Genomic DNA, 8280 nt, shown 5'->3' on the forward strand with positions numbered 1-8280 from the left:
GCAGATAACGCATGTTGGAATTCATTACGTAATTTCATTCATAATAGATTTTACAAAGAAAATCAATGAACCATGCCAAGAAATCCACTCTCTCAGCTCAGAAATGAAACAAAAAAAAACCGCTGAACAATTAAAGTTCAGCGGCAATCTCTCATTTTTCTACTCGTTTGCAAAATTACTTTGCAGTGTCAGCAGCAGCAGTATCAACAGCAGCAGTATCAGCAGTGTCAACCTGAGCTACAGAGTCTGAATCACCATTGTTTGCATTTGCTGCAGTTTTGTTACCACAAGATGCGAATGAGATAGCTGCAACAGCTACGAGTGCTAAAACTAATTTCTTCATTTTCTTTGCTTTTTAAATCTGTAAAACAATCATTTGTTTATTAAAACGATGCAAAGGTAACTATTTTTTTTAATTCACATTCATCTTTTAACTACTTTTTTTTACTCCGTATGTAACTTTTTATTAAGTTACTGATTATTAGTAATTTACAAACTGCAAAATATTGTTAATAAAATAATACCTTTTCTTTCACTCCAAAATTTAACAAAGAAAAAGGCACGCCCAAAGTTCTAACAGAACCCCAGGAATGCCTCTTTTCGTTGTTATTTTTTAATATTCATTCCATGACTTGATGTCTATGTCGTCAAGTTTTAATGTGCAGAAAGCGTTTATAAAGGCACTGGCTAAACGACTATTCGTGATTAATGGAACATTAAGATCTATAGCCGCGCGTCTCACTTTGTATCCATTTGTCAACTCATGTACAGTAAGATTCTTAGGAATATTAACCACCATATCAATCTTATGCTCATGCAACAAATCTAAAGCTTGGGGAGTTTGTCCTGCTTCAGAAGGCCAATAAGCTCGTGTATTGCTTATACCGTTTTCATCAAGGAACTTACTTGTACCTCCTGTTGCATAGAGTTCATAGCCATTTTCTACCAGTTGACGCGCCGCATCAAGCATCTCCACCTTCTGCTTTGCTCCACCTGTAGAAAGGAGTATCGTCTTTTTAGGAATTCTTTGCCCTACGGCTAACATACTCTTTAATAGTGCAGCGTTCGTATCATCAGCCAAACAGCCAACTTCTCCCGTAGAGCTCATGTCAACACCCAATACAGGATCCGCTTTCTGTAAACGATTAAATGAGAACTGGCTGGCTTTGATTCCAACATAATCAAGGTCGAACAAGTTCTTATTTGGCTTTTCGACAGGCAATCCTAACATTACTCTTGTGGCCAACTCAATAAGATTTATCTTCAAAACCTTACTTACAAATGGGAATGAACGACTTGCACGAAGGTTACATTCAATAACAAGTATGTCATTATCGCGAGCCATGAACTGGATGTTGAATGGTCCGTTGATATGCAATTGCTTAGCAATCTGACGACTAATTCGCTTAACGCGTCTAACTGTTTCTACGTATAGTTTCTGTGGAGGGAACTGAATCGTGGCATCCCCCGAGTGAACTCCCGCAAACTCTATATGCTCACTGATAGCATAAGCGAGTATCTCTCCGTTCTTTGCAACGGCATCCATCTCTATTTCCTTAGCGTGTTCAATGAATTTAGAAACGACAACGGGATGATCTTCACTTACATTTGCTGCCAATTGTAGGAAGCGTTTAAGTTCTTCTTCGTTAGAACAAACATTCATGGCAGCACCCGATAAGACATAAGAAGGACGCACGAGAACAGGGAATCCAACTCGTTTAATGAACTCATCGATATCTTCCATACTCGTCAAAGCACTCCATTCAGGTTGATTAATACCATTTTCGGTCAGCATAGCAGAGAACTTTGCGCGATCTTCTGCACCATCAATATCCTGTGCTTTCGTACCAAGAATAGGAACATTTTGAGCATCTAACTTCATCGCTAAGTTGTTTGGAATCTGGCCTCCCGTACTAACAACAACACCATGAGGATTCTCTAACTCTATAATATCCATAACTCGCTCGAATGTAAGCTCATCAAAATAAAGACGATCGCACATATCATAATCTGTAGAAACAGTCTCGGGATTGTAGTTAATCATGATAGAACGCCAGCCTTCTTTACGGATTGTATTCAAAGCTTGCACCCCACACCAGTCAAATTCGACTGAACTACCGATACGATATGCTCCAGAACCGAGCACAATTACAGAGCGTTTATCATTCTCAAACACGACATCACTCTTCACACCTCCATAGGTTACATATAGGTAATTCGTCTGTGCTGGATACTCAGCTGCAAGCGTATCTATTTGCTTTACGACTGGAAGTATATCATAGAATTTGCGTTTATTGCGAACCAAAAGGGCTGCCTTATGCATGTTACCGATTTCATTTTCCAAGCCAATGGCACGTGCAATTTGGAAGTCAGTAAAGCCATAAACCTTTGCTTCTCGCAGCAAATCACGATCTAAAGTATTTATATTTTGCTTCTTTAAAGCCTCATCTATATCAATGATATGCTTCAGCTTCTCTAAGAACCACTTATCAATCTTTGTGAGATTATGTATCTGTTCTACAGAATAGTCTTTGTGCATAGCCTTTGATATGACAAACACACGTTTGTCTGTTGGCTCACGAAGTGCTGCATCAAGGTCGTTAATTTTTAATTCTTTGTTCTCAACGAAACCATGCATCCCCTGCCCTATCATGCGAAGACCTTTCTGAATAGCCTCTTCAAAGTTACGTCCTATCGCCATAACCTCACCTACAGACTTCATACTTGAGCCTAATTCTTTGTCTACTCCATGGAATTTTGAAAGATCCCAACGCGGAATTTTGCAAACCACATAGTCGAGTGCAGGCTCAAAGAAAGCATTAGTTGTCTTCGTAACAGAATTCTTTAATTCAAACAATCCATATCCCAGTCCTAACTTTGCAGCAACAAAGGCAAGTGGATATCCCGTTGCTTTTGAAGCAAGTGCAGACGAACGAGACAGTCTCGCATTTACTTCTATTACACGATAATCTTCGCTTTTGGGATCAAATGCATACTGTACATTACACTCTCCCACAATACCTATATGACGAACTATCTTGATTGACAATGCACGAAGCTTGTGATACTCGCTATTTGTCAATGTCTGTGAAGGGGCAATTACAATACTTTCGCCTGTATGAATACCCAATGGATCAAAGTTTTCCATATTACAAACAGTGACACAATTGTCATAACAGTCGCGAACTACTTCGTACTCTATCTCTTTCCAGCCTTTCAAACTCTTTTCAACAAGCACTTGTGGGGAGAAAGAAAAAGCCTTTTCACAGAGCTTATTTAGTTCAGCTTCATCATCTGCAAAGCCTGATCCAAGTCCTCCTAAAGCGTATGCGGCTCGCACAATGACAGGATAACCAAGTGTAGATGCAGCCTTTCGTGCCTCCTCTACATTCTCACAAGCTTCACTTTTGATAGTTTTTACATCTATTTCATTTAACTGTTCAACAAACAGTTCACGGTCTTCGGTATTCATGATTGCGGCAACTGGAGTTCCCAAAACTTTGACCCCATACTTTGCAAAGATACCTGTCTTCTCCAATTCAACACCACAATTCAAAGCAGTCTGACCACCAAAAGAGAGTAACACGCCATCAGGTTGCTCCTTTTGAATAACTCGTTCAACGAAATAAGGCTGTATAGGAAGGAAGTAAATGTGGTCAGCCACTCCTTCAGATGTCTGTACTGTTGCAATATTTGGATTGATAAGTACAGTTTCTATGCCTTCTTCCCGAAGAGCTTTCAAGGCTTGCGAGCCTGAATAATCAAACTCTCCAGCCTCTCCAATCTTTAATGCTCCTGAGCCAAGAAGCAATACTTTCTTTATCTTTTCGTCTTTCATCGTCTTTCTACTTTAAAGTTTTTACAAAGTCATCAAATATAAAAGCTGTATCAACAGGACCAGAACATGCCTCAGGATGGAATTGACATGTAAACCAAGGATTTGTCTTATGGCGTATGCCTTCATTCGAACCATCATTCATATTCACGAACAGCTCTTCCCAATCCTTATCTAAGGTTGCAGCATTCACCGCATATCCATGGTTCTGACTCGTAATAAAACACTTCTCACTACCTACCAAGCGTACAGGCTGATTATGTCCTCTATGTCCATATTTCAATTTATAAATCTCTGCACCTGCAGCTTTTGAGAGTAATTGATTACCCATACAAATACCACAAATGGGCTTAGTGCTTTGATTAATCTGTTTCTTTATGACCTCAACGGCATCCGAACACATATCAGGATCGCCTGGTCCATTGGCAAGGAATAAACCATCATATTCCATATTTGTATAGTCATAGTTCCAAGGAACCCTAATAACTTCGATTCCACGATTAATTAAACTACGAATAATATTGGCTTTTACGCCACAATCAACCAATATAACCTTCTTTCCACCACCTTCATTATAACGAATAATCTCTTTGCAAGAGACCCTGTCTACGAAGTTTACACCTTCATAATCAGCTTCTGGTATGTTGTCAGGTTCATCATCAAAGATAATCTTTCCCATCATCACACCATGTTCACGCAATACTTTAGTCAACTCACGAGTATCGATTCCCGTTATACCGGGTACGTGTTCACGCTTCAACCAATCAGCAAGACTCTCCACAGCATTCCAATGACTATAGTCTTTACTGTAGTCACTTACAATGATTGCTGAAGCATAAATCTTATCGCTTTCCATGAAAGTAGGAATTCCATTGGCTTCCATTGTAAATGGAGGAACACCATAATTTCCTACAAGAGGATAGGTTAACGCCATCAATTGGCCCGCATAAGAGGGGTCGGTCAAACTTTCCGGATAACCAACCATTGCCGTATTGAATACCACTTCACCAGCAACTGGGGCATCATAGCCAAAACTTTTGCCATGGAACTTACTTCCATCACTCAAGACTAAAGTTACGTTTCTCATTATATACCTTTATATAAGCTTTAAACAGATTATTATTTATGTCACTATCCAAGTTTCATCAACGAGAGAAATGCATCTCATAATAGTTGACGAAAGCCTGATTACAGAGTTTAGTACCTCCAGGAGTTGGATAATGTCCCGTGAAATACCAGTCACCCTTATGCAAAGGAATAGCCTTATGCAATCCTTCCAAACTCTGATAAACCAATTCTATCGGAGTAGTTACGCCTTCTGGCCGTAACATTTCAATGATTTTAGCATTGATTTCTTCTATAGTGAATGGCTCATATATCGCACGAACCTGATTAACCATCATCGATTTAGGTTTCAATAACTCTTCTTGACAAGCCTTGTAAGTATCATGTATAATACTCTCCAGATGGCGTTCTTTCAACAAAGCGATAGTCGCACGGAACACACAAAACTCTTCAAGGCAAGGCATATCTATACCATAATAGTCTGGATAACGTATCTGTGGTGCACTACTTACTATCACCATCTTCTTGGGATGAAGCCGATCAAGTATTCTTAAGATGCTCTTCTTTAGCGTAGTTCCTCTAACTATGCTATCATCTATAATGACAAGATTGTCTTGTCCGGCTTCAATACTACCATAAGTAATATCATATACATGGCTGGCTAAATCGTTTCTGCTATTACCTTCTGTGATAAACGTGCGGAGTTTAATATCTTTCCATGCCACCTTTTCAGAGCGAACATACTCATGCATGATATCAACAAGTTCTTCATGTGTAGGCCTATGATCCAACGCTTCTATCTTCTTAATCTTCTGTTCACTTAGATATCGTGTAAATCCATCAAGCATACCATAATATGCAACCTCTGCAGTGTTAGGGATATATGAAAATACTGTATGGTTAGTATCATAGTCAACAGCCTTCAATATAGGTTCAGTCAATTGCTCACCAAGCTTCTTTCGCTCATTATAAATATCCCGATCAGAACCTCTACTGAAGTAGATTCGCTCAAAAGAACAAGCAGATTCTCCTCGCGGTTCAAGGATTCTTTTAATCGAACATTCACCATTTCGTTTAACCATCAAAGCCATACCTGGCTCCAATTCCTTTATTTCCTCACAGTCAAGATCAAAGGTTGTCTGTAAAACAGGGCGTTCACTGGCCAATGCAACGATTTCATCATCTTTATAATAAAATGCAGGTCGGATTCCCCAAGGGTCACGCATAGAGAACATTTCCCCACTTCCTGTCACACCACAAACAACATATCCTCCATCAAAATCAGGCATTGTCGTTTTTAAGACATTCTCCATTTTGACATGATCCTCAATATATCGTGTGATATCTTTATTGGTAAGATTCAGTTTTTGAGCCTCAACGAAGTTCCTTTCTACTTCTCTATCAAGCCTGTGCCCCATGAGTTCAAGCATGATATACGTATCACTATAGATACGAGGGCATTGTCCTTGAAGCGTCAGTTTCTCAAAGATTTCATCAACATTTGTCATGTTAAAGTTTCCACAGAAACAGAGATTCTTTGCTTGCCAGTTATTTCTTCTAAGAAAAGGATGTACATAAGAGATTCCGCTTTTACCTGTTGTGCTATACCGAAGATGTCCCATATACAGCTCACCAGCAAAAGGTAAGTTTGCTTTTGCATAACTTGCATCAGCTAAATCATGCGCATCAACATTTGTAAAGCAATTATGTACTTCGCCGAAAATCTCGGTTATAGCGTTCGAACCCTCAGCTCTTTCACGGAACATATACTCATGTCCTGGTGTAGAATCCAACTTTACACAAGCCAACCCAGCACCTTCCTGCCCACGATTATGCTGTTTCTCCATCATAAGATAGAGCCTGTTCAGACCATACATCCATGTTCCGTACTTCTGCTGATAGTATTCTAACGGCTTCAGCAAGCGTATTAACGCAACTCCACAATCTTCTTTTATTCCTTCCATCACATTTAATTGACTATTCTATTGTAACAGATTTTGTCTTATCTTGTCTATAATTTGTTTTCTTGTTCACATCTTCTACATCATGACAAAGAAGCTTTCAATGTCTCAACGCAAAAGCATTTCATCTTATTTATATTAAAAAGATTCCATCATCTGATGTCTACACAAACATAATCATCATTCGACTTTAACCTTTTCATCATCATGTTAGCTTTTCAAGTCTGTTGGGATCATTAGTATATTATACCAAACAAAAACACATTGTGCATCAATGTTTACAATGAATCCATACACGACTTCCGCTCATTAATCTATAGTTCAGAATTAAAAAAAGAAGAATGAAACTGATTTACAATCCATTTTCATTCTTCATTTCTTATATTTTATTTATCTTAACACAGTAGCTAACAGAGAAGCTAAACTTGTAACGATTCCCACAAAAGAGAACCAGAGTGACGTTGAAGAGCCTATGATAGAGTTCCTTGCCTTTACTTTGTTAGGCTCTACATAGATAACATCGTTTTGTTGCAAATAATAATAAGGTGAATTTACTATGTTTGCATCATTTAAATTCAGTCGATGAAATTCCTTACTTCCATCTGATTTCTCCCGAAGAAGAATGATATTATCTCGCTTTCCATATACGGTTAGGTCACCAGCTTGGGCTATTGCTTCTATTACACTCATCTGTTCTGTCGAAACAGGAATAACTTTTGGCGCGTTAACTTCACCGATAACAGTTACTCGATAACTGGAAGTTCGCACCGTGACAACAGGTTTCTCGTCAGCTGAAAGATATGGTGTAATCTTATTTTTTATCAAGTCTTCGCATTGCTCTTTCGTAAGACCAGCAACATGAATCTTACCCAACACGGGGAAGTTTATATTTCCAGCGTTGTCTACTAAATAACCTTGTGCCGTGCTACTTGCACCAGACGATGCTGTTGTTGAAAGATTAAATGGAGCCGAAACCGTAGGATTTATCGTATTTACTGATATGGTCAGCAAATCTTTCGGCATAATATGAGCATTATAAAGATCTTTAGATGCCGCTAAATCTACTTGATCTATGTTTTGAAAATAAGGCACTTTTTTTACTGAAGCACAACCACTTAATAATAAAAGTGCTACTAAAAATAGCAACGAAGCCAATGATTTTTTCATATCCTTTGTTGGTAAATTAAATCTCTGCAAATTTAATTCTATTTTTTTAGAACGGCAAATTTTTCATTCATTAAATGATATTAGTAACTCAATTTGCTTGTAAGACTGATGGCCATACTTTTTATATGCACAACGTTTCTTAAGGATTGTAAGTATAAAAAGCCTAAATACTTTTTGGTAAACCATGGTATCTATTTCTTAAAAAGGCTAACATAAATTATTAAACTCAAGGCTTTCGTTCTCAAGAACAGG

The 8280-nt window shown here is 38.4% G+C and carries 5 protein-coding genes; all 5 read right to left on the reverse strand.

Features of this window, described 5'->3' with window-relative positions:
• Positions 1-175: 175 nt before the first annotated feature.
• A complete protein-coding gene (locus HMPREF9420_RS14135) occupies positions 176-343 on the reverse strand; it encodes a hypothetical protein (RefSeq protein WP_007133913.1) in 168 nt (55 codons plus the stop codon).
• Positions 344-613: 270 nt separating this feature from the next.
• Positions 614-3838, reverse strand: coding sequence for a carbamoyl-phosphate synthase (glutamine-hydrolyzing) large subunit (gene carB / locus HMPREF9420_RS02865; RefSeq protein WP_007133914.1), 3225 nt, complete (start codon positions 3836-3838; stop codon positions 614-616).
• 7 nt (positions 3839-3845) lie between these two features.
• Positions 3846-4922, reverse strand: coding sequence for a glutamine-hydrolyzing carbamoyl-phosphate synthase small subunit (gene carA, locus HMPREF9420_RS02870; RefSeq protein ID WP_007133915.1), 1077 nt, complete (start codon positions 4920-4922; stop codon positions 3846-3848).
• A gap of 58 nt (positions 4923-4980) precedes the next feature.
• On the reverse strand, positions 4981-6864 hold the full coding sequence (locus HMPREF9420_RS02875) for an amidophosphoribosyltransferase (RefSeq protein ID WP_007133916.1): 1884 nt from the start codon (positions 6862-6864) through the stop codon (positions 4981-4983).
• A 387-nt stretch (positions 6865-7251) separates the two neighbouring features.
• Positions 7252-8028 carry a polysaccharide biosynthesis/export family protein gene (locus tag HMPREF9420_RS02880; protein WP_044078714.1) on the reverse strand — a complete coding sequence of 259 codons (777 nt, stop codon included), beginning with the start codon at positions 8026-8028 and terminating at the stop codon, positions 7252-7254.
• Between the last annotated feature and the right edge of the window lie 252 nt (positions 8029-8280).

Origin of the sequence: Segatella salivae DSM 15606 (assembly GCF_000185845.1) — a bacterium.
GTDB lineage: Bacteria > Bacteroidota > Bacteroidia > Bacteroidales > Bacteroidaceae > Prevotella > Prevotella salivae.